Annotated in this window: 22 protein-coding genes; 17 read left to right on the top strand and 5 right to left on the bottom strand. The window is 71.5% G+C overall.

The window, feature by feature from the left end; genetic code table 11:
* The first annotated feature begins 86 nt into the window (after positions 1-86).
* The 5 genes from DK419_RS18510 (at position 87) to proB (ending at position 4005) form a co-directional block, all read left to right on the top strand.
* Positions 87-722 carry a GNAT family N-acetyltransferase gene (locus tag DK419_RS18510; protein WP_109960391.1) on the top strand — a complete coding sequence of 212 codons (636 nt, stop codon included), beginning with the start codon at positions 87-89 and terminating at the stop codon, positions 720-722.
* 66 nt (positions 723-788) lie between these two features.
* The gene (gene obgE, locus DK419_RS18515) at positions 789-1817 is read left to right on the top strand and encodes a GTPase ObgE (protein WP_109960392.1); all 1029 of its coding nucleotides are present in this window, start codon (positions 789-791) and stop codon (positions 1815-1817) included.
* Between the two features lie 360 nt (positions 1818-2177).
* Positions 2178-2447 carry a type II toxin-antitoxin system VapB family antitoxin gene (locus DK419_RS18520; protein ID WP_109960393.1) on the top strand — a complete coding sequence of 90 codons (270 nt, stop codon included), beginning with the start codon at positions 2178-2180 and terminating at the stop codon, positions 2445-2447.
* A complete protein-coding gene (locus DK419_RS18525) occupies positions 2444-2842 on the top strand; it encodes a type II toxin-antitoxin system VapC family toxin (RefSeq protein WP_109960394.1) in 399 nt (132 codons plus the stop codon). The genes DK419_RS18520 and DK419_RS18525 overlap by 4 nt, the downstream gene beginning before the upstream one ends.
* An 11-nt stretch (positions 2843-2853) precedes the next feature.
* On the top strand, positions 2854-4005 hold the full coding sequence (proB, locus tag DK419_RS18530) for a glutamate 5-kinase (protein ID WP_109960395.1): 1152 nt from the start codon (positions 2854-2856) through the stop codon (positions 4003-4005).
* Between the two features lie 331 nt (positions 4006-4336).
* Here the strand turns inward: proB and DK419_RS18535 are convergent, their stop codons facing one another.
* The gene (locus DK419_RS18535) at positions 4337-4549 is read right to left on the bottom strand and encodes a hypothetical protein (protein ID WP_109960396.1); all 213 of its coding nucleotides are present in this window, start codon (positions 4547-4549) and stop codon (positions 4337-4339) included.
* A gap of 353 nt (positions 4550-4902) precedes the next feature.
* Between DK419_RS18535 and DK419_RS18540 the strand changes: the two genes are divergently transcribed.
* The 4 genes from DK419_RS18540 to DK419_RS18555 all read left to right on the top strand — a co-directional run bounded on the left by DK419_RS18540 (position 4903) and on the right by DK419_RS18555 (position 8823).
* The gene (locus DK419_RS18540; protein ID WP_109960397.1) at positions 4903-6336 is read left to right on the top strand and encodes a homospermidine synthase; all 1434 of its coding nucleotides are present in this window, start codon (positions 4903-4905) and stop codon (positions 6334-6336) included.
* Positions 6337-6450: 114 nt separating this feature from the next.
* On the top strand, positions 6451-7017 hold the full coding sequence (locus tag DK419_RS18545) for a Uma2 family endonuclease (protein WP_109960398.1): 567 nt from the start codon (positions 6451-6453) through the stop codon (positions 7015-7017).
* 14 nt (positions 7018-7031) lie between these two features.
* Positions 7032-7379, top strand: coding sequence for a hypothetical protein (locus DK419_RS18550; protein WP_109960399.1), 348 nt, complete (start codon positions 7032-7034; stop codon positions 7377-7379).
* Between the two features lie 4 nt (positions 7380-7383).
* Positions 7384-8823, top strand: a complete 1440-nt coding sequence (locus DK419_RS18555) for an amidase (protein WP_109960400.1) — start codon at positions 7384-7386, stop codon at positions 8821-8823.
* Positions 8824-9035: 212 nt separating this feature from the next.
* Here the strand turns inward: DK419_RS18555 and gltX are convergent, their stop codons facing one another.
* On the bottom strand, positions 9036-10382 hold the full coding sequence (gltX, locus tag DK419_RS18560; protein WP_109960401.1) for a glutamate--tRNA ligase: 1347 nt from the start codon (positions 10380-10382) through the stop codon (positions 9036-9038).
* Positions 10383-10476: 94 nt separating this feature from the next.
* On the opposite strand from gltX, the gene DK419_RS18565 reads away from it, so the two are divergent.
* From DK419_RS18565 to DK419_RS18575, 3 genes are all read left to right on the top strand, one after another.
* Positions 10477-11460, top strand: a complete 984-nt coding sequence (locus DK419_RS18565; protein WP_245442526.1) for a mitochondrial fission ELM1 family protein — start codon at positions 10477-10479, stop codon at positions 11458-11460.
* Between the two features lie 31 nt (positions 11461-11491).
* Positions 11492-12484 carry a thioredoxin-disulfide reductase gene (trxB, locus tag DK419_RS18570; RefSeq protein ID WP_109960403.1) on the top strand — a complete coding sequence of 331 codons (993 nt, stop codon included), beginning with the start codon at positions 11492-11494 and terminating at the stop codon, positions 12482-12484.
* A gap of 115 nt (positions 12485-12599) precedes the next feature.
* Positions 12600-13490, top strand: a complete 891-nt coding sequence (locus DK419_RS18575; RefSeq protein WP_048434235.1) for a LysR family transcriptional regulator — start codon at positions 12600-12602, stop codon at positions 13488-13490.
* 7 nt (positions 13491-13497) lie between these two features.
* On the opposite strand, the gene DK419_RS29560 is transcribed toward DK419_RS18575, so the two are convergent.
* Genes DK419_RS29560 through DK419_RS18585 form a run of 3 tightly spaced genes read right to left on the bottom strand, consistent with a single transcriptional unit; the run spans position 13498 to position 15463 of the window.
* Positions 13498-13824, bottom strand: a complete 327-nt coding sequence (locus DK419_RS29560) for a hypothetical protein (protein ID WP_245442528.1) — start codon at positions 13822-13824, stop codon at positions 13498-13500.
* The gene (locus DK419_RS29565) at positions 13825-14268 is read right to left on the bottom strand and encodes a class I SAM-dependent methyltransferase (RefSeq protein WP_245442530.1); all 444 of its coding nucleotides are present in this window, start codon (positions 14266-14268) and stop codon (positions 13825-13827) included.
* A gap of 16 nt (positions 14269-14284) precedes the next feature.
* Entirely contained in the window at positions 14285-15463 is a 1179-nt protein-coding gene (locus DK419_RS18585; RefSeq protein WP_109960404.1) for a pyridoxal phosphate-dependent aminotransferase, read from the bottom strand.
* Positions 15464-15646: 183 nt separating this feature from the next.
* Here DK419_RS18585 and DK419_RS18590 point away from each other — a divergent pair, with 183 nt between their 5' ends.
* From DK419_RS18590 to aat, 5 genes are all read left to right on the top strand, one after another.
* Positions 15647-16450, top strand: a complete 804-nt coding sequence (locus DK419_RS18590) for a DsbA family protein (protein WP_109960405.1) — start codon at positions 15647-15649, stop codon at positions 16448-16450.
* Between the two features lie 165 nt (positions 16451-16615).
* Positions 16616-17107, top strand: coding sequence for an acetyl-CoA carboxylase biotin carboxyl carrier protein (accB, locus tag DK419_RS18595; protein WP_109960406.1), 492 nt, complete (start codon positions 16616-16618; stop codon positions 17105-17107).
* 101 nt (positions 17108-17208) lie between these two features.
* On the top strand, positions 17209-18564 hold the full coding sequence (gene accC, locus DK419_RS18600) for an acetyl-CoA carboxylase biotin carboxylase subunit (protein ID WP_109960407.1): 1356 nt from the start codon (positions 17209-17211) through the stop codon (positions 18562-18564).
* A gap of 243 nt (positions 18565-18807) precedes the next feature.
* Complete coding sequence (locus DK419_RS18605; protein ID WP_109960408.1) at positions 18808-19095, top strand: hypothetical protein; 288 nt, start codon at positions 18808-18810, stop codon at positions 19093-19095.
* 159 nt (positions 19096-19254) lie between these two features.
* Positions 19255-19917, top strand: coding sequence for a leucyl/phenylalanyl-tRNA--protein transferase (gene aat / locus DK419_RS18610; protein ID WP_109960409.1), 663 nt, complete (start codon positions 19255-19257; stop codon positions 19915-19917).
* Positions 19918-19935: the final 18 nt, after the last annotated feature.

Genomic DNA, 19935 nt, shown 5'->3' on the forward strand with positions numbered 1-19935 from the left:
AGGGAAGGTGGGGCACCACCTTCCCTTTCGTCGTTCTCGTAACCGCGCCCGAGCGGGAGGCTCTGGGTTCGGATCGGAGTCAGGCGATGTTTCCCGACCTCACCCGCGACGATGTCTTCCGGCTCGAGACCCGGAGGCTGTGGCTGCGCTGGGCCCGCCAGGCCGACGCGCAAGCCCTCGTCCGCTTCGCCGGTGAGAAAGCCGTAGCCGGGATGACCGCCCGCATTCCGCATCCGCTCGATCCGCCGGCCGTGGACAATTTCATCCTCGACTCGCGGCAGGCCAATGCGGACGGCCGGGCGCTGATCATGGCGATCACGCCGCGGCGGTACCCGACCCAGGCGATCGGCGTCGTCAGCATCGCGCCCGATCCGGAGGGCGGCGCCCCGCATCTCGGCTACTGGCTCGGCACGCCGCACTGGGGCCAGGGGCTGGCCACGGAAGCCGCGCGGGCGATGATCGACGCCTTCTTCGCCTATACGGAAGGGGGCGAGCTCGGCTCGTCCGCCCGGGTGGTGAACCCGGCGTCCCGGCGGGTGCTGGAGAAGTGCGGCTTCGCCTCGGTCGGCTCCGGCCTCCAGGCTTTCCCGGCCCGCGGCGGCGTCTTCCCGGTCGACCGCTTCCGGCTCGACCGGCGGGCCTGGGACAGCCTGAAGACCTGGCACGCGGCGGGCCTCGTCTTCGCCCGCCACGACGGGCCGGAATGCCGGCCCGGCGCCTGAACCGATCACCTTCTCGGCGGCCGGGGCCCTTCCCGGCCGCCCTTCCGTCATTCTGGAGTGTGTCCCGTGAAGTTCCTCGACGAGGCCAAGGTCTACGTCCGTTCGGGAGACGGCGGCGCCGGCTGCGTCTCGTTCCGGCGGGAGAAGTTCATCGAGTTCGGCGGGCCGGACGGCGGTGACGGCGGCCGCGGCGGCGACGTCTGGGTCGAGTGCGTCGAGGGGCTGAACACCCTGATCGACTACCGCTACCAGCAGCATTTCAAGGCCCGCAAGGGCGAGCACGGCTCGGGCCGCAACCGCGCCGGGGGCAAGGGCGACGACGTGGTGCTGAAGGTGCCGGCCGGCACCGAGATCCTGGCCGAGGACCGCGAGACCCTGATCGCCGACATGACCACGGTCGGCCAGCGGGTGCGGCTCGCCAAGGGCGGCAACGGCGGCTTCGGCAACGCCTACTTCACCACCTCGACCAACCGCGCCCCGAAACACGCCAATCCAGGCCTCGAGGGCCAGGAGCACTGGCTCTGGCTGCGCCTGAAGCTCATCGCCGATGCGGGCCTCGTCGGGCTCCCGAACGCCGGCAAGTCGACCTTCCTCGCCACCGTCACGGCGGCGAAGCCCAAGATCGCCGACTACCCCTTCACCACCCTGCATCCGGGCCTCGGCGTGGTGCGGGTCGATACCCGCGAATTCGTGCTCGCCGACATCCCGGGCCTGATCGAGGGCGCGCACGAGGGCGTGGGCTTGGGCGACAAGTTCCTGGCCCATGTCGAGCGGTGCCGGGTTCTGCTCCATCTCGTCGAGGGCACGAGCGAGGATGCCGGCGCCGCCTACCGGCTGGTGCGCACCGAACTCGAGGCCTACGGCCACGGCCTGGAGGACAAGCCCGAGGTCGTGGCGCTGTCGAAGGCCGACGCCCTCGATCCCGAGACCCTGGCGCTCCAGCTCGAGCGCCTGGAGGCGGAGACCGGCCGGAAGCCGCTCGTCCTGTCCTCGGCGACGAGGCAGGGCGTGACGGACGCCCTGCGGGCTCTCATGGCCCGCATGGATGCGGCGGCAGCGGAAGCGCCGATGGAGCGGGTGGCCTGGCAGCCTTGAAGGACGCGTGGGGGAGGCGCTAGATTCGACGCCGTCAGGAGTCGTCCCCATGACCGATCCTCTGATCATCGACAGCGACGAGACGCTGCAGCTCGCCCAGCGTCTCGCGGAGTGTCTCGGGACCACGCCGGGCGATGCCGTGGCGCAGGCGTGCGGGCCTATGACGAGACGCCGGCGGCGGCGCGTGCGTTTACGGCTCCACGACAGCCTCTTCGCGATCCGGAGGCCATCATCGCCCATATCCTTGCACTCGGCGCGGCCGCACGGGCCGAGCTTCCGCCGGGGACGAACTCCGATCACGGCGATCTGTACGACGAGGACGGGCTGCCGCGATAAAGGCGGATCGAGACGGAGCAATCGATGGCGAAGCGGCTCATCATCGACGACGATGAAATCGTCGACATCGCCGAGCGTATGGCAAGGCGTCTCGGCACGACGCCTAACGATGTCGTGACACGCCTCCTGCGCGAAGCAGAACCTCGGGCATCTGCCGAGATCTCGCTTACCCCCGCACAGCAGGCGGATTACGATGCCCTGCGTGCCCTCGTGAAGGATGTGGCCCGGTTTAGACAGCCCGGCGCAACCTCGGATCACTCCGACTTCTACGACGAGAACGGCCTGCCGGTATGATCGCCCTCGACACGTCCGCGCTCGTCGCAATCGCGATGGACGAGGCGGAGGGCGAGACCTTCTCGCAGATCATTGCGGTGAGCGGCTCGGCGATCGTCGGGATGCCGACCCTGCTCGAGACCCACATGGTCCTCGAAGGCCGTTTGCCGGGGGGTGCCAAGTACTTCCTTGATCGCCTGCTGCTTGTCCCATCCGTCCGCATGATCGATTTCGACCACCGGATGCTTCAGGCTGCCACCGACGCCTTTCTTCGCTTCGGCCGGGGCCGCGGGCATCCAGCGCGGTTGAACATGGGGGACTGCATGGCTTACGCGGTAGCCAGGACCCAGGACCTGCCGCTCCTCTTCAAGGGGAACGACTTCGTCCACACGGACCTGACGCCCGCCGCACCCTGATCCCCGGTTCCATGTCCACGCTCTCCGCCCACCGCCCGCCCGAGACCCCCACCCTCGACCAGTTCCGCCGCGTCGTGCTCAAGGTCGGCTCGGCGCTCCTCGTCGACCGGGCGCGGGGGCGGCTGCGGCATGCCTGGCTGGCGGCGCTCGCCGAGGACATCGCCGACCTGCACGGCCGCGGCGTCGACGTGCTGGTGGTCTCCTCCGGCTCGATCGCGCTCGGGCGCACCGTGCTCAACCTCAGTCCCGGGCCGTTGCGCCTGGAGGAGAGCCAGGCCGCGGCGGCAGTGGGGCAGATCGCGCTCGCCCGGCACTGGTCGGAGGCGCTCGCCCATCACGGCATCGTCGCCGGCCAGATCCTGGTGACGCCGCAGGACACCGAGGAGCGCCGGCGCTACCTCAACGCGCGGGCCACCACCCTGAAGCTCCTGGAGGAACGCGCCGTCCCGGTCGTCAACGAGAACGACACCGTCGCGACCTCGGAGATCCGCTACGGCGACAACGACCGCCTCGCGGCGCGCGTCGCCACGATGATCGGCGCCGACCTGCTGGTGCTGTTCTCCGACATCGACGGGCTCTACACCGCCCCGCCGGCGAGCGACCCGAATGCCGAGCATCTGCCGGTGATCGCCCGGATCACCCCGGAGATCGACGCCATGGCGGGGGGACCGGCCTCGGAACTGTCGCGCGGCGGCATGCGCACCAAGGTCGAGGCGGCCAAGATCGCGATCTCGGGCGGCACCCAGATGATGATCGCCGACGGGCGGGTGAAGAACCCGCTCAAGGCGGTGGCGAACGGCGCCCGCTGCTCGTGGTTCCTCGCCGGATCGACGCCGGGGGCTGCCCGCAAGACCTGGATCGCCGGGTCGCTGGAGCCCCGCGGCACCCTGACGATCGATGGCGGCGCGGCGCGTGCCCTCCAGGGCGGGGCGAGCCTGCTGCCGGTCGGCGTCCGGCGGGTCGAGGGCAGCTTCGGCCGCGGCGACGCGGTGACGATCCGGGCCGAGGACGGCACGGTGCTCGCCCGCGGCCTCGTCGCCTACGACAGCGAGGACGCGGCGCGGATCGTCGGGCGGTCGAGCCGGGAGATCGAGGCGGTGCTGGGCTATCCGGGCCGGGCCGCGATGGTGCACCGGGACGACCTGGCGGTGGTGGGGGATTGAGGACGAGGGCCGTCCACCGCCGACTCTGCCAACCCTCGATGTCCATCTCGGGGCCGCGCAGCGGAACCCGGGATCCATAAACGCCGACGATACCGAATGAGGTGAGTGGCGTTCCGCTTCTTCCTGAAGCGTCGACGGTCATGGATCCCGGGTTCTCGCCTTCGGCGGTCCCGGGATGACGCGGAGGGTGGCGGAACCGTCGCGTGCGTCGGTCTCGCGCCGCCGCGCAACACCCCAAACACCAAGAAGGCGCCTGAGGGGCGTTTGCCGCCCCTGGCGCCTTGCTTTGAACCGTGGAGTGCATCACCCCGGGCGAACCGGGGCGTCGCGATCAGCAGAAGTGCTGGCCGATGCGGCGCTCGAGATCGTCGGTGATGCGGCCGCCGTTGGTCTCGACGTACTCGCCGATCTGGCGCTCCAGGCGGCGCTGGTTGGCGGCGTGGATCGCGTGGACCATGCGGCTGACGAGGGTGAGGATGCCGGGCTCCATGTCGGAGCGCTCCTCGACGGGGCTGATGAGCGAGTGGGTGATGACCGCGAGCATCGGGATCTCCTGTGAGATTGCGCGCGGGCGTTTCCGGTGTTCTTGTTGCAACGCAATATGGACCCTGCCGCGCCGCACACAAGCGTCGCCGCTGCAGCGGCGCCATGCGAATCCGGCATGCCGAGTCCGACGGTGCGGTTAACCCGGTGGTCACGCTTCAGTGTGGCGGGCCAACGGGTTGCCCGGGGTTGACCCCGGGGACCCGACGCGTCAATCACCCCTCGCCTGTCCCCGTCGCCCGCGCGTCATGCTGGCCTGCTAGGCGAGCCGACCGGCCGCGGGGAGCTTTTCCCCACGGGCGGGGCACATCGTCGGACACGATCCGCAACCACATCCTGGAGACCTCGAGCGCCATGACCGACTGGCCCGTCCACGGCCGCATCAGCGGCCCCATCGTGATGATCGGCTTCGGCTCGATCGGCCGGGGCACCCTGCCCCTGATCGAGCGCCATTTCACCTACGACAAGGCCCGGTTCACGGTGGTGGAGCCGTCGGACGCCCACAAGGCGCTCGCCGACAAGCACGGCCTGCGCTTCGAGCAGGTGGCGCTGACCAAGGATAACTACCGCGAGGTCCTGACGCCGCTCCTCACGGAAGGCGGCGGCCAGGGCTTCTGCGTCAACCTCTCGGTCGACACCTCGTCGCGGGACATCATGGAGCTGTGCCGCGAGATCGGCGCGCTCTACATCGACACCGTCGCCGAGCCGTGGCCGGGCTTCTACTTCGACAAGAACGCCGGCCCCGCCGACCGCACCAACTACGCGCTCCGCGAGCAGGTGCTCGACGCCCGCCGCCGCAAGCCCGGCGGTCCGACCGCCGTGTCGTGCTGCGGCGCCAATCCCGGCATGGTGTCATGGTTCGTCAAGCAGGCGCTCCTCAACGTCGCGGCCGATCTCGGCCTGCAGACGCCCGAGCCGAAGACCCGCGAGGAATGGGCCGCGCTGATGCGCGAGACCGGCGTCAAGGGCATCCACATCGCCGAGCGCGACACCCAGCGCGCCAAGTCGGAGAAGCCGCAGGGCGTCTTCGTCAACACCTGGTCGGTCGAGGGCTTCGTCTCCGAGGGCAACCAGCCGGCGGAGCTGGGCTGGGGCACCCACGAGACCTGGATGCCGGAGAACGGCCGCACCCTGCCGAACGACGCGCCGGCGATCTACCTGCTCCAGCCCGGCGCCGACACCCGCGTGCGCTCCTGGACCCCGACCGCGCAGGCACAGTTCGGCTTCCTCGTCACCCACAACGAGGCGATCTCGATCGCCGACTACTACACGGTGCGCCAAGAGGGTAAGGCGGTCTACCGGCCGACCTGCCACTACGCCTACCACCCCTGCAACGAGGCGGTGCTGTCGCTGCACGAGATGTGGGGCCAGGCCGGCAAGGTGCAGGAGAAGCACCACATCCTCGACGAGAACGAGATCGTCGACGGCATCGACGAGCTCGGCGTGCTGCTCTACGGCCACGGCAAGAACGCCTACTGGTACGGCTCGCAGCTCTCCATCGAGGAGACCCGGCGGATCGCCCCCTACCAGAACGCCACCGGCCTCCAGGTGACTTCCGCCGTGCTCGCCGGCATGGTCTGGGCGCTGGAGAACCCGGAGGCCGGCATCGTCGAGGCCGACGAGGTCGATTTCCGCCGCTGCCTCGAGGTGCAGACCCCGTATCTCGGTCCGGTGATCGGGGTCTACACCGACTGGACCCCGCTCTCGGGCCGCCCGGGCCTCTTCCCCGAGGACATCGACGAGAGCGACCCTTGGCAGTTCCGCAACGTGCTGGTGCACGGCGCGTAAAACCGCCCCTTGATCCGGCACCGCGCCCCTCGCCTGGGCGCGGTGCCGCAGCGCAGCGAGGCTGTCGCCCGTCCCCGCCCGGTGCTACCATCGTGGCGGTGACAGGGAGCCGTCATGTCGCTCGCGCTCAGGCGGGCCCCGCGGATGCGGGTCGCCGACTTCATCGCAATGATCCGCGACCGCCCGGACGAGGAGCGCTGGGAGCTTCTCGACGGCGAGGCGGTGTTGATGGCGCCGCCGGGCGAGCGCCATCAGCTGATCGTCAGCAACCTTCTCGCCGCCCTGCGCCCGATCGTAGGGAAGTTCGGCTGCCGCGCCCTGCCGGGCCTGGGGCTGCGCAACGACTTCGTCGACGACTACGCGCCGATCCCCGACGTTGTCGTCCGCTGCGGCCCGCTCCTTCCTGACGGCTACGCCCGCGACCCGATCGTCGTCGCCGAGGTGCTGTCCCCATCCACCCTGAACAACGACCGGGGCCGCAAGGCCGAGTTTTACCAGGGCCTCCAGACCCTGCGCGCCTACCTCATCGTCTATCAGGACGAAGCCCGGGTGGAGGTCTGGTCACGCGGGAACGGCCCGGACTGGTCCCTGCGCGTCCTCGGCCGCGACGACACGATCCCGCTGCCCGATCTCGGCGGGTCGATTCCGGTTGCCACCGTCTACGACGACATCCCTCTCTGACGCCCGAGCCGCCCTTGCCCCATTTCGACGAATTCTACGCGAACAAGCTGCGCGGCACCCTCGGGGTGACCGATGCCGAATCGGTGCTCGACCTGCGCGGCGCCCCGCGGGCGCAGGCCGAGGCCTCGCTCGCCGACATGCTGGAGCGCAGCCGCTTCGCCAAGGGCAAGACCGTGGCGGTGCGGCTCGACGCCCCGACGCCCGGAGGCGGCGAGACCCTGTTCCAGCCGGTCGGCCGCCAGCTCCTCGACGCCAAACGCCGCGGCTGGGTCGATCGCCTGCAGACCCTGCCGTCACAGGACGGGCTCGGCTTCTACATCGCGCTCGCCGGGCGCCCCGACAAGGCGCCCGAGGCGCGCTGACCCGATGGCCGCCCAGCCCTCCGCCACCAACCCCGCCGACCTGCCCGCCACCGAGCTCCTGCGCCTCTACGCGAACCGGACGCTCTCGCCGGTGGCCGTCGCCGAGGCGGTGATCGCCCGGGCCGAGGCCGCCGAGCCGCACCTGCACGCGCTCTACGCCTTCGCGCCGGACGAGGCGCTGGCCTCGGCCCGTGCCTCGGAGGCGCGGTGGACGCGAGGAGAGGCCCTGCCCCTCGATGGGGTGCCGGTCACCATCAAGGAGAACATCGCGACGCAGGGCGTGCCGATGCCGCTCGGCACCGCCGCCCGGGACGACGCGCCCCCGAGCCTGCGCGACGCCCCGGCCACCGCCCGCCTGCGCGAGGACGGCGCGGTCATCCTCGCCCACACCACCATGCCGGATTACGGCATGCTGTCCTCGGGGCTGTCGAGCTTCCATCCCCTCACCCGCAACCCGTGGGACCCGACCAAGGGCCCGGGCGGCTCCTCGGCCGGATCGGGGGCGGCGGCGGCCGCGGGCTACGGCCCGCTGCATCTCGGCACCGATATCGGCGGCTCGATCCGGCTGCCGGCCTCGTGGTGCGGGGTCGTCGGCCTGAAACCCAGCCACGGCCGCGTGCCGCTCGATCCGCCCTATTACGGCCGCTGCGCCGGGCCGCTCGCCCGTACCGTCGCCGACGCGGCCTTGATGATGCGAACCTTGAGCCGTCCGGACGAGCGCGATCCCACCGCCCTGCCCCCGGCCGACCTGCCCTGGCTCGACCTCGACGGGCTCGACGTGAAGGGCCTGCGCCTCGGCCTGGTGATGGAGGCCGGCGCCGGACTCGCCCTCGATCCGGCAAACCGCGCGGTGATCGAGACGGCCGCCCGCCTCCTCGCCGAGGCCGGCGCCATCGTCGAGCCGGTCCCGGCCTTCCTGACGCAAGCGATGCTCGACGGGCTCGACCTGTTCTGGCGCCAGCGCGCCTCGCTCGACATCGAGGCCCTGGACGAGCCCCGACGCGCCCGCGTGCTGCCGTTCATCCGCGACTGGGCGGCGGGCGGCCGGGCCTTGAGCGGCGCGACCGTCTTCCACGGCATGAGCCAGATGGCGGCGATGCGCGACGCAGGCCTCGCGGCGATCCGTCCGTTCGACTTCCTGATCGGCCCGGTCTCGCCGAACCCGCCCTTCCCGGCCGAGCACGCCTCGCCGACCAACGACCCGGCCCGGGCGATGGCCCACATCGCCTACACGGTGCCGTTCAACATGTCGGAGCAGCCGGCGATCTCGGTCCCGGCGGGCTTCACGCCGGACGGGCTGCCGGTCGGCCTGCAGATCGCCGGGCGGCGCTTCGACGATGTCGGGGTGCTGCGGGTGGCCCGCGCCTTCGAGCGGATCCGGCCGGCGCTGCGGCCGTGGCCGGTGGTCAGTCAATCCGGACCTCGTGTTCCGTCCTTCAGATAGAATGAAAGCGCGGGATCCCTCTCCCGAGTGGGAGAGGGGTAGGGGCGATCGGAGATAGCGCGAGGGTGACACGCTTCAGGATCAAGCACGGAGCGCCGAGCTATCAGCACGACAGCCACAGCTTCACGCTGAAACGTGTCACCCTCACCCCTAGCCCCTCTCCCACTCGGGAGAGGGGAACCGCGCTTGACTTAAACAAGCGCGCAGCATTTCTAAGCCGTCTCCCCCTTCAGCCGCGCCAGCGCCCGCGCCCGCCCGATCAGCGGCAGCAGGCCGGCGAGGTCCGGGCCGTGTTCGAGGCCGGTGAGCGCGAGGCGCAAGGGTAGGAACAGGGCCTTGCCCTTGAGGCCGGTGGCGGTCCGCACCGCTTCCGTCACCCGCTTCCAGGTCGTGCCGTCCCACGGCTCCGGCGGCAGGGCCTCGCGGGCGACGGCGAGGAGATCCGGCGTCTCGCCGGTCACCGGCGTCACCGGGCCCTCGACCACCCGCCACCACGCGGCGGCGTCCGACACCCGGGTCAGGTTCGCCCGCACCACCTCCCAGAAGGCCTCCCCCCGCTCCGGCGCGACATCGAGGACGGCGAGGCGCTCCGCCACCGTCGCGTAGGGCAGGCCGTGGACGACCCGGGCGTTGAGGCCGTCGAGCTCGTGCTCGTCGAACTTCGCCGGCGCGCGCGAGACGTGGGCGAGATCGACGAGGGCGGCCAGCTCGTCGAGGTCGGCGACCGGGCGCACCGCCTCGGCCGAGCCGGTGAGCACGGCGAGCGCCGCGACGGCCATCGGCTCGTAGCCGGACTCGCGCAGGCCCCGCAGGGAGAGGTGGCCGAGGCGCTTCGACAGCCCCTCCCCGCTCGCCGTGGTGAGCAGGTTGTGGTGGGCGAAGACCGGTACCGGGGCGCCGAGCGCGGAGAAGATCTGGATCTGGACCGCCGTGTTGGTGACGTGGTCCTCGCCGCGGATCACGTGGGTCACGCCGGTCTCGGCGTCGTCGACCACGGAGGGCAGCGTGTAGAGGTAGCTGCCGTCCTCGCGGATCAGCACCGGGTCGGACAGGCTGTCGGCCTCGACGTGGCAGGGCCCGCGCACGAGGTCGTCCCAGGTCACGGTGCCGGGATCGAGGCGGAAGCGCCAATGAGGCCGGCGCCCCTCGGCCTCGAAGGCGGCGCGCTCCTCCGGGGTCAGCTTCAGGGCGGCACGGTCGTAGACCGGCGGCAGGCCGCGGCCGAGCTGGCGCCGGCGGCGGCGCTCCAGCTCCTCGGCCGTCTCGTAGGCCGGGTAGAGCCGGCCCGCCCGCTTCAGCCGCTCGGCGGCGGCGTCGTAGATCGCGAGGCGCTCCGACTGGCGAAAGCTCCCGTCCGGGACGATGCCGAGCCAGGCCAGATCCTCCCCGATCGCCGCGGCGAATTCGGGGGTCGAGCGCGCCGTGTCGGTGTCGTCGAGGCGCAGCCAGAACCGCCCGCCCTGTCGCCGGGCGAACAGGGCGTTGAACAGGGCCGGCCGGGCATTGCCGATGTGGAGGAAGCCGGTGGGCGAGGGAGCGAAGCGAACGACGGGTGCCATGCCGGCTCTCGTAGAGCATCGGCGGAGCGGGGCGCAATCCGGTGCCGCGTCCCGGCCCTTGACAGTCCTTGCCCCGGCGCCGCATCGCGGACCCGTGACTTCCTCCCCTCTCGTCCCGCGCGACACGCGGGTCTGGCTGATCACCGACGGCAAGGCCGGCGACCTCGCGCCCTGCCGCGGCCTCGCCGAGGCGTTGGGCGCCGCAGCCGACGAGCGGGTGGTCGCGCCGCGCCCGCCCTTCTCGTGGCTCGCCCCCCGCGGCCCGGCCGATCCGCGCGAGCGGGCGCTCGGTCCCCCCTGGCCCGACCTCGCCATCGCGACCGGCCGCCGGGCGGTGCCGGCGCTCCGCGCGGTCAAGGGCCGTTCGGGGGGGAAGACCTTCACGGTGTTCCTGCGCGATCCCCGCATCGGCGCAGGCGCCGCCGACCTGATCTGGGTGCCGGCGCACGATTCCTTGCGCGGACCCAACGTGATCGTGACCGACATCGGACCGCACCCGGTCTCGCCCGCCCGCCTCGCCGCGGCGCGTGCGCATCCCGACCCGCGGCTTTCCGCGCTTCCCCGCCCCCGCGCCGCGGTGCTCGTCGGCGGCGACAGCCGGCACGGGCGCTTCACGGAGGACGACGCGCGGCGCCTGCTCGCCGGGCTGGAGCGGCTGGCCGGCGAGGCGAGCCTGATGATCACCGCCTCGCGGCGCACGCCCGGGCCGTTGCAGGCGGCGCTGGCGGACCTGGCCCGCCGGCAGGGCGGCTTCTTCTGGGACGGCAGCGGCGAGAACCCGTACCTCGCCCTCGTGGCGCTCGCCGACGCGATCGTGGCGACCGCCGATTCGGCCAACATGGTGAGCGAGGCCTGCGCCGCCGGGGTCCCGGTGCTGCTCTTCGAGCCGGGGAACCTCTACCCCCGCCACCGCCCCCTGTTCGAGGCCCTGAAACTCCACGGAACTGTGCATGCTTTCACCGGACGGGTTGAAGCGTTGCGGCCCAAGCCCTTAGACATGACACTCGCGATCGCGCAGGCTGTGGCGAATGCCTATATCGGGCATCGCGACGCGCTCGCCCGCCGCAAGGCTCGTTAGAGCCTGACCGGCGGCAGCCCCGGAGACCCTTATGTCCACCACCCCGCAGGCTCCCCAGCACGAGAAGCTCGTGATCGTCGGCTCCGGCCCCGCCGGATACACCGCCGCGATCTACGCCGCCCGCGCCATGGTCGAGCCGCTGCTGATCTCAGGGTTCCAGCCCGGCGGCCAGCTGATGATCACCACCGACGTCGAGAACTATCCGGGCTTCGCGGACGCCATCCAGGGCCCGTGGCTGATGGAGCAGATGCGCTCCCAGGCCGAGCATGTCGGCACGCGGATCGTCTCGGAATACATCGCCAAGGTGGATCTCGCGCAAAGGCCGTTCCGGCTCGAGGCCGATTCGGGCGCGGTCTTCACCTGCGACGCGCTGATCATCGCCACCGGCGCCCAGGCGAAGTGGCTCGGGCTGCCCTCGGAGGCGAAGTTCCAGGGCTTCGGCGTCTCGGCCTGCGCCACCTGCGACGGCTTCTTCTTCCGCAACAAGGAAGTGATCGTCGTCGGCGGCGGCAACACCGCGGTCGAGGAGGCGCTGTATCTGGCCAACCTCGCCTCCAAGGTCACGGTGGTCCACCGCCGCGACACGTTCCGGGCCGAGCGCATCCTGCAGGAGCGCCTGTTCAAGCACCCGAACGTCGAGGTGGTGTGGAACCACGCGGTGGACGAGATCTGCGGCCGCGACAAGCCGGCCCCCTCGGTCACCCATGTCCGCCTGCGCGACACGACGACCGGCGCGATCACCGAGCGCAAGGCCGACGGCGTGTTCGTCGCCATCGGCCACCAGCCGGCGACCGCGGTGTTCGAGGGGCAGCTGCCCTTGCGGGCCGGCGGCTACCTCGAGGTGACGCCCGGCACCGCCATGACGGCGATCCCCGGCGTGTTCGCGGCGGGCGACGTGACCGACGACGTCTACCGGCAGGCGATCACCGCCGCCGGGATGGGCTGCATGGCCGCCCTCGAGGCGGAGAAGTACCTGGCCAACCTGGCGATCGGCGAAGCGCCGCGCCAGGCGGCGGCCGAGTAGGCGAAATCGACCGGGGCCGGGGATGAGCCCCGGCCCCGGCCTCGTGTGGCGTTCGCTCTGAACTCACCGGCACGTTCTCAGGCCGGCCGGGGCTCTGGCGAGGGGTTTGACGGCCGTGGACTGGGACAAGATCCGGATTTTCCTCAACGTCGCCGAAGCCGGCAGCTTCACCAAGGCGGGCGACGACATCGGCCTCAGCCAGTCGGCCGTCAGCCGCCAGATCAGCGCGCTCGAGCGCGAGCTGAAGGCGCCGCTGTTCCACCGCCACGCCCGCGGGCTGATCCTGACCGAGCAGGGCGACCTGTTGTTCCGGGCCGCCCGGGACATGAAGATGCGGCTGGAGACGACCCGGGCCCGCCTCGTCGAGACCAGCGAGCGCCCGTCCGGCGACCTCAAGGTGACGACGACCGTGGGCCTGGGCACCGCCTGGCTGTCGCAGCGGGTGGCCGAGTTCCTCGACCTGCACCCGGACGTGCGCGTCGAGCTGATCCTGACCAACGAGGAGCTGGACCTCGCGATGCGCGAGGCCGACGTGGCGATAAGGCTCCGCCGCCCGGCCCAGCCGGACCTGATCCAGCGCCGGCTGTTCACCGTGCACTACCACGTCTTCGCCTCGCTCGAGTACATCAAGCGCTTCGGCGAGCCGAAGACGATCGACGACCTCGACAAGCACCGCCTGGTCTCGTTCGGCGGCGACCAGCCCTCCTACCTGATGGCGACGCACTGGCTCGCCACGGTCGGCCGCGAGGGGCGCGAGCACCGCACCATCCACTTCACGGTCAACAACATCTCGGCGCTCCAGCTCGCGGTCGAGACCGGCGCCGGCATCGGCATCCTGCCGGACTACGTCGCCGACGGGAACGAGCAGCTGGTGCAGGTCCTGCGCGACTACGAGATGCCGAACCTCGAGAGCTACCTCGTCTACGCCGAGGAGATGCGGACGGTGGCCCGCGTCCAGGCGTTCCGGGACTTCCTCGTCGCCAAGGCCCAGCGCTGGACCTATTGAGGACCGGCTACCGCTCCCGCTCGCACCAGTAGGCGTGGGTGCGGTAGGGGAACGTCACCTCCGCCCGCCCGGCGAGACCGGGCGTGCGGGCGATGAGGTCCCGCACCCTCGCCGCCACCCGGGCGCGCTCCGGTTCGGGCAGGGCGGCGATGAAGCTCACCGACAGGGTGCGGTCGAGAATGACCTGATCGGGCGTGCCCGTATGGCCGTGGGCGAAGGCCTGCTCGTGCAGCGGGCCGAAGCCGTCGGCCGGGAAGAGCCGGCGCCACGCCCCGGTATGGTAGCGCGGCGCGTCGCCCTCGTGGGCGTTCATGATCGCGGTCAGCGCCGCCACCTAGGGCGCCGCCTCGTCGCGGACGTTCCAGACGAGGCCGAAGCGGCCGCCGACCTTCAGCACCCGGCGGATCTCGGCGAGCGCCGCCGGCGTCGAGAACCAGTGGAAGGCCTGGACGCAGACGAGCGCGTCGAGGCTTCCGTCCGGCAGCGGGATCGCCTCGGCGGAGCCGGCGAGCGCCGCCACGCCGGGCAGGGACGCGGCGAGCCGCGCCCGCATCGCGTCGACCGGCTCGACCGCGGTCACGTCCGCGCCGGTGGCCGCGACGAGGCCGGTGAACTTGCCGGTCCCGGCGCCGAGATCGGCGACCGCGCGGCCGGGCCCGAGGCGCAGGGCCTCGCGCAGCCAGGTGCTCAGGGCGGCCGGGTAGTCGGGCCGGCCCTTGGCGTAGGTGTCGGCGCCCGAGGCAAAGCCGGTCGCGGCGGCGGGATGCAGGTCGCTCACGGGAATGCCCTCCGGATCAGCGAAGCCAGCCCTTCAGCCGCCGCACCGCCTCCTGCGCCTCGGCCTCGCCGCCCGCGAAGGAGAGGCGCAGGTGGTGCGCGCCGGCCTCCGGGTCGAAGTCGAGGCCCGGGGTCGCCGCGACGCCGGCCTCGTCGAGCATCCGGCGGCAGAAGCCGATCGAGTCGTTGGTGAGCCGGGCGACGTCGGCGTAGAGGTAGAAGGCGCCGTCGGCCGGATGCACGTCGCCGAGGCCGATCGCCGGCAGCTCGTCGAGGAGCAGCGACCGCGCCCGGGCGTAGTCGGCCTTCACCAGTTCCAGCTCCTCGGTCGCCTCGAAGGCGGCGAGGGCGGCCACCTGCGACAGGTAGGGCGCCGAGATGTAGAGGTTCTGCGCCAGCCGCTCGATCGGCCGCACCAGGGATTCCGGCACCACCATCCAGCCGATGCGCCAGCCGGTCATGCAGTAGTACTTCGAGAACGAGTTGATCACGACCGCGTCCGGATCGACCGCGAGCGCGGTGGCGGCCGGCACGCCGTAGGTCAGGCCGTGATAGATCTCGTCCGAGATGAAGCGTAAGCGCAGCTCGCGGCAGGCCCGGGCCAGGGAGCCGAGGCCCGCCTCGTCGATCATCGTGCCGGAGGGATTGGCCGGGCTCATCACCAGGAGACCGGCGAGCGGCGCGCTCGCATGGGCGGCCCGAAGGCTCGCGGCGGTCGGCACGAAGCCGTCCTCGGCCCGCAAGGTGAGGCCGACGGGCTCGAGGTCGACGGCCTGGAGCACCGAGCGGTAGGCCGGGTAGCCGGGCGCCGCGATGGCGACCCGGCCGCCGGCATCGAACAGGCTCAGGAAGGCGAGGACGAAGCCCGCCGACGAGCCGGTGGTGACGACGACCCGCTCGGGCGCGACCGAGACCCCGTAGGCCTCGGCGTAGTGGCGGGCGATGCGCTCGCGCAAGGGGGCGATGCCGAGCGCCTCGGTGTAGGGGATGCGGCCGGAACTCAGCGCGGCTTGCGCCGCCGCGATGGCGCTCCTCGGCGCCGGGGCCGAGGGCTGGCCCACCTCCATGTGGATCACGCTGCCGCCCTCGCGCTCGCGCCGCGCCGCGGCGGCGAGCACGTCCATCGCCAGGAAGGGCGCGACGCGGGCGGCGCGGCGGGAGACCGGGCAGGAGGCCGGGTAGGCGGGATCGGACATGGCGGGCCTTGACGAATCGGCGCGGGTGCGTCCCCGCACATAGCGGGATTTGCCGGAGATTGCGCCCCGCGGCCGGCGCAGGCGTGATTTGACAAGGCCGCCGCGAAACCGCCTAACCGGCGGCTCAAGGAGCGCGCCAGGATTGCGCGCCACCGACGGTGGACGACCCCGATGAGGACGACGATGCTGCCCCTGCCCCGCCTTCTGCCCGCCCTCGCCCTCGCGGGCCTCGTCGCCGCGGCCGCCCCGACCCAGGCCCAATCGCCGACCACCACCCCGTCGGCGCCGGCCGCCGCCCCGATGAGCGACGCCCAGCGCCAGGCGATCGAGACCGTGGTGCGCGACTACCTGATGAAGAACCCGGAGGTGCTGCAGGAGGCGATGGCGGAGCTTGAGAAGCGCCAGCAGGAGGCCCAGAAGGTCGCCCAGGCCAGCGCCCTCAAGGAGACCCGCGACACCCTGCACAACTCGCCGCACGGCTTCGTCGCCGGCAACCCGAACGGCGACGTCACGGTGGTCGAGTTCTTCGATTACAATTGCGGCTACTGCAAGCGGGCGCTCACCGACCTGCAGACCCTGATCAAGGGCGACCCGAAGCTGAAGGTGGTCTTACGCGACTTCCCCGTGCTCGGGCCCGATTCGCTCGAGGCCAGCAAGGTGGCGCTCGCGGCCAAGCAGCAGCTCAAGGGCGACAAGCTGTTCGACTACCACACCCGCCTGCTCGAGAGCCGGGGCCGGGTGAACGGCGAGCGGGCGATCGCGGTGGCGAAGGAAATGGGCCTCGACATCGCCAAGCTCCAGAAGGACATGCAGGCCCCCGACATCCAGGCCGCCCTGCAGGAGAACGTGGGCCTCGGCGACAAGCTCGGCCTGTCGGGCACCCCGGCCTTCATCATCGGCGACGAGATCATCCCGGGCGCCGTCGGCGTCGAGCCGATCCGCAAGACGGTGGCGGGCGTGCGCCAGTGCGGCCACGCCACCTGCTGAGCGCATAGGCCCCTGCCCGCCTGAGCCGGCGCCCCTATCGCGCGCCGGCCGCATGGTCTAAGAGGCCCGCCGATCGTCCGCCGGACATCGAGACGCCCCCGCGTCGTCCGTGCGTCGCCCGGCGGGCCAAACCCCGCCCCTCCATCACGATTGCCGAAGACCGCCGTGCCCTCCAACAACAAGCATGATCCCTTCGACCCCGAGCTCGTCCGCGAGCTCGCCACGCTGATCGCCGAGACCGATCTCAGCGAGATCGAGGTCGAGAAGGGCGACCTGCGCATCCGCGTCGCCCGCGAGCGCATCGTGCAGCAGGTCCAGGTGCCGGTCGCCACCGCCGTCGCCCCGGCGCTGCCCGCCGCCGCGATCCCCGCCGCCGCGCCGGCCCTGTCCGCCGAGTCCGACCCGAAGGCGCTCGCCGCCCATCCGGGCGCGGTGCTCTCGCCGATGGTCGGCACCGCCTACCGCAAGCCCTCGCCGGAGGCGAAGACCTTCGTCGAGGTCGGCTCGCGGGTCGAGAGCGGCGCCCGGGTGCTGCTCGTCGAGGCGATGAAGACCTTCAACGACATCGTGGCGCCGCGCGCCGGCACCGTGACGGCGATCTTCATCGAGGACGGTCAGCCGGTCGAGTTCGGCGAGCCCCTCCTGCTGATCGAGTGACCGCTCGGCGGACGATGCGTCGTCCGCTTCGTTCTTTGGTCCGCCGCAGGTTTTTTTCGCGAAACCGGCGGCCACTTTTGCGAAACCTGCTTTAGGCCCCCATGTTCGACAAGATCCTGATCGCGAACCGGGGCGAGATCGCGCTCCGGATCCTGCGGGCCGCCAAGGAGCTCGGCATCGCGACGGTGGCGGTGCATTCCACCGCCGACGCCGACGCCATGCACGTGCGGCTCGCCGACGAGAGCGTCTGCATCGGCCCGCCGCCGGCCCGCGACAGCTACCTCAACATCCCGTCGATCATCGCCGCCTGCGAGATCACCGGCGCCGACGCCGTCCATCCGGGCTACGGCTTCCTGTCCGAGAATGCGCGCTTTGCCGAGGTGCTCAACCACCACGGCATCGGCTTCATCGGCCCGAAGGCCGAGCACATCCGGGTGATGGGCGACAAGATCGAGGCGAAGCGCACCGCCAAGCGCCTCGGCATCCCCTGCGTGCCGGGCTCCGAGGGCGGCGTCACCGACACCGACGAGGCCAAGCGCATCGCCGCCGACATCGGCTACCCGGTGCTGATCAAGGCGGCGTCGGGCGGCGGCGGCCGCGGCATGAAGGTCGCCCGCAGCGAGGCCGACCTCGAGAACGCGCTGATGACCGCCCGCACCGAGGCGAAGGCCGCCTTCGGCGACGACGCGGTCTATCTCGAAAAATATCTCGAGAAGCCGCGCCACATCGAGGTGCAGGTGCTCGGCGACGGCCGCGGCAACGCCATCCACCTCGCCGAGCGCGACTGCTCGCTGCAGCGCCGCCACCAGAAGGTGTGGGAGGAGGGCCCCTCCCCGGCGCTCAACGCCGAGATGCGCGAGCAGATCGGCGGCACGGTCGCCCGGGCGATGCAGGAGCTGGGCTATCTCGGCGCCGGCACGATCGAGTTCCTCTACGAGGACGGGCAGTTCTACTTCATCGAGATGAACACCCGGATTCAGGTGGAGCATCCCGTCACCGAGATGATCACCGGGATCGACCTCGTCAACGAGCAGATCCGGGTGGCGGCGGGCGCGCCCCTGTCGGTGCGCCAGGAGGACGTGCGGGTCGAGGGCCACGCCATCGAGTGCCGGATCAACGCCGAGCACCCGGCCACCTTCCGGCCCTCGCCGGGCACCATCACCTACTTCCACCCGCCGGGGGGCTTGGGCGTGCGAGTCGATTCGGCCGCCTTCCAGGGCTATCGCATCCCGCCGCACTACGATTCGCTGATGGGCAAGCTCATCGTCCACGGCCGCACCCGCAACGAGTGCCTGATGCGGCTGCGCCGGGCCCTCGACGAGTTCGTGGTAGCCGGCGTCGACACGACGCTGCCGCTGTTCCGCACCCTGGTGCGCAACGCCGACATCCAGAACGGCCTCTACGACATCCACTGGCTCGAGGAATTCCTCAGGACCGGCGGGCTCGAGATCGCCTAACGGAAGGTCGACGAGGCTTCGCTTGCCGAAGGGGCGCCGCGAGGCGCCCCTTCGCAGTTTCGGGTGCGGCATCGCAGCAATCGATGGCGCGCAAGATTTTTGCGGGCACCGTGGAACGGCGGACCGCCTCGCAAGTTCTCTGGACAACAACGGCGAGCACAGACCGGATCGTCCCTGCGTCAGGCAGTGAACAGGTCCAGTCGAAGCCGCCACCGAACAATCCAGATCCGAGAGAGACCGACGATGCGCGTGATCAAGCTCGCCGCCATGGCCGCCCTGCTGGCCACCCCTGCCCTCGCCCAGGCTCCTGCCTACCAGGCCCCGCTGCTGCCGAGCCCGGCCGCCCCGGTCGTCGATCCGCTCACCACCGGCAGCGTCGCGAATCCGTACCGCCCGGCCCGCGTCGGCGGCGTCGGCCAGAACACCTTCGCGACCGATGTCGACTCGTCCACGGGCGGCAACGCCGCGATGCCGGAGCGCCTGAACCCGAACCTCGGCAATACCTCGGGCGGCCCGCTCCTGCGTCCGTAACGAACGGCCGGGGCGGCGCGCCCCGCTCAGCCGATCGCGAGGCCCGCGGCCCACAGCCGCGGGCCTTGTTGCGTCGGGCGGTTCCCCGTGCCCTATCTTTGCCAAGGCTCACGCCCGGGTGAAGAATGCCCCACCCGCCCGCGCCCGGAACCCCTGTCGATGCACGGCAGCCTGAACGTCGAGATCACCGCCGAGATCCTGCTCAAGGCCTACGCGGCCGGCATCTTCCCGATGGCGGAGGATGCCGACGACCCGACCCTGTACTGGGTCGAACCGAAGGAGCGGGGCATCCTGCCCCTGGAGCGCTTCCATCTCGGCCAGCGCCTCGCCCGCACGGTGCGCAACGGCGGCTTCGAGGTGGTGACCGACCGCGACTTCGACGCGGTGATCGAGGGCTGCGCCGCGCCGCGGCGCGACAGCGCGCGAACCTGGATCAACGCGCGCATCCGCGCCCTCTACGGCGAATTGTTCGATCTCGGCCACTGCCACACCGTCGAGGTCTATGCCGGCGAGCCCAGAATCCTGGTCGGCGGCCTCTACGGCGTGTCGCTCGGGGCTGCGTTCTTCGGCGAGAGCATGTTCCACACCGCCCGCGACGCCTCGAAGGTGGCGCTCGTCCACCTCGCCGCCCGGCTCAAGCGCGGCGGCTACACCCTGCTCGACGCCCAGTTCGTCACCAGCCACCTCGCGCAGTTCGGCGCCGAGGAGGTGCCGCGCCAGATCTACAAGGGGATGCTGCGCGAGGCGATCGACCGGCCGGCGCAGTGGGACGACGCGCCCCTCACCGGCGCGGAGGCGGTGGCAACCCTCGGCGGGGTGTGAGCCGGACAGTCGATTCCG

It is taken from the genome of Methylobacterium terrae (assembly GCF_003173755.1).
GTDB lineage: Bacteria > Pseudomonadota > Alphaproteobacteria > Rhizobiales > Beijerinckiaceae > Methylobacterium > Methylobacterium terrae.

What these genes read in the sequence shown, in the direction of transcription:
- DK419_RS18510 (WP_109960391.1), top strand. Translation starts at nt 87, where the DNA reads ATGTTTCCCGACCTCACCCGCGACGATGTCTTCCGGCTCGAGACCCGG.
- DK419_RS18520 (WP_109960393.1), top strand. Translation starts at nt 2,178, where the DNA reads ATGGCGAAGCGGCTCATCATCGACGACGATGAAATCGTCGACATCGCC.
- DK419_RS18525 (WP_109960394.1), top strand. Translation starts at nt 2,444, where the DNA reads ATGATCGCCCTCGACACGTCCGCGCTCGTCGCAATCGCGATGGACGAG.
- proB (WP_109960395.1), top strand. Translation starts at nt 2,854, where the DNA reads ATGTCCACGCTCTCCGCCCACCGCCCGCCCGAGACCCCCACCCTCGAC.
- DK419_RS18535 (WP_109960396.1), bottom strand. Translation starts at nt 4,549, where the DNA reads ATGCTCGCGGTCATCACCCACTCGCTCATCAGCCCCGTCGAGGAGCGC.
- DK419_RS18540 (WP_109960397.1), top strand. Translation starts at nt 4,903, where the DNA reads ATGACCGACTGGCCCGTCCACGGCCGCATCAGCGGCCCCATCGTGATG.
- DK419_RS18545 (WP_109960398.1), top strand. Translation starts at nt 6,451, where the DNA reads ATGTCGCTCGCGCTCAGGCGGGCCCCGCGGATGCGGGTCGCCGACTTC.
- DK419_RS18555 (WP_109960400.1), top strand. Translation starts at nt 7,384, where the DNA reads ATGGCCGCCCAGCCCTCCGCCACCAACCCCGCCGACCTGCCCGCCACC.
- gltX (WP_109960401.1), bottom strand. Translation starts at nt 10,382, where the DNA reads ATGGCACCCGTCGTTCGCTTCGCTCCCTCGCCCACCGGCTTCCTCCAC.
- trxB (WP_109960403.1), top strand. Translation starts at nt 11,492, where the DNA reads ATGTCCACCACCCCGCAGGCTCCCCAGCACGAGAAGCTCGTGATCGTC.
- DK419_RS18585 (WP_109960404.1), bottom strand. Translation starts at nt 15,463, where the DNA reads ATGTCCGATCCCGCCTACCCGGCCTCCTGCCCGGTCTCCCGCCGCGCC.
- DK419_RS18590 (WP_109960405.1), top strand. Translation starts at nt 15,647, where the DNA reads ATGCTGCCCCTGCCCCGCCTTCTGCCCGCCCTCGCCCTCGCGGGCCTC.
- accC (WP_109960407.1), top strand. Translation starts at nt 17,209, where the DNA reads ATGTTCGACAAGATCCTGATCGCGAACCGGGGCGAGATCGCGCTCCGG.
- DK419_RS18605 (WP_109960408.1), top strand. Translation starts at nt 18,808, where the DNA reads ATGCGCGTGATCAAGCTCGCCGCCATGGCCGCCCTGCTGGCCACCCCT.
- aat (WP_109960409.1), top strand. Translation starts at nt 19,255, where the DNA reads ATGCACGGCAGCCTGAACGTCGAGATCACCGCCGAGATCCTGCTCAAG.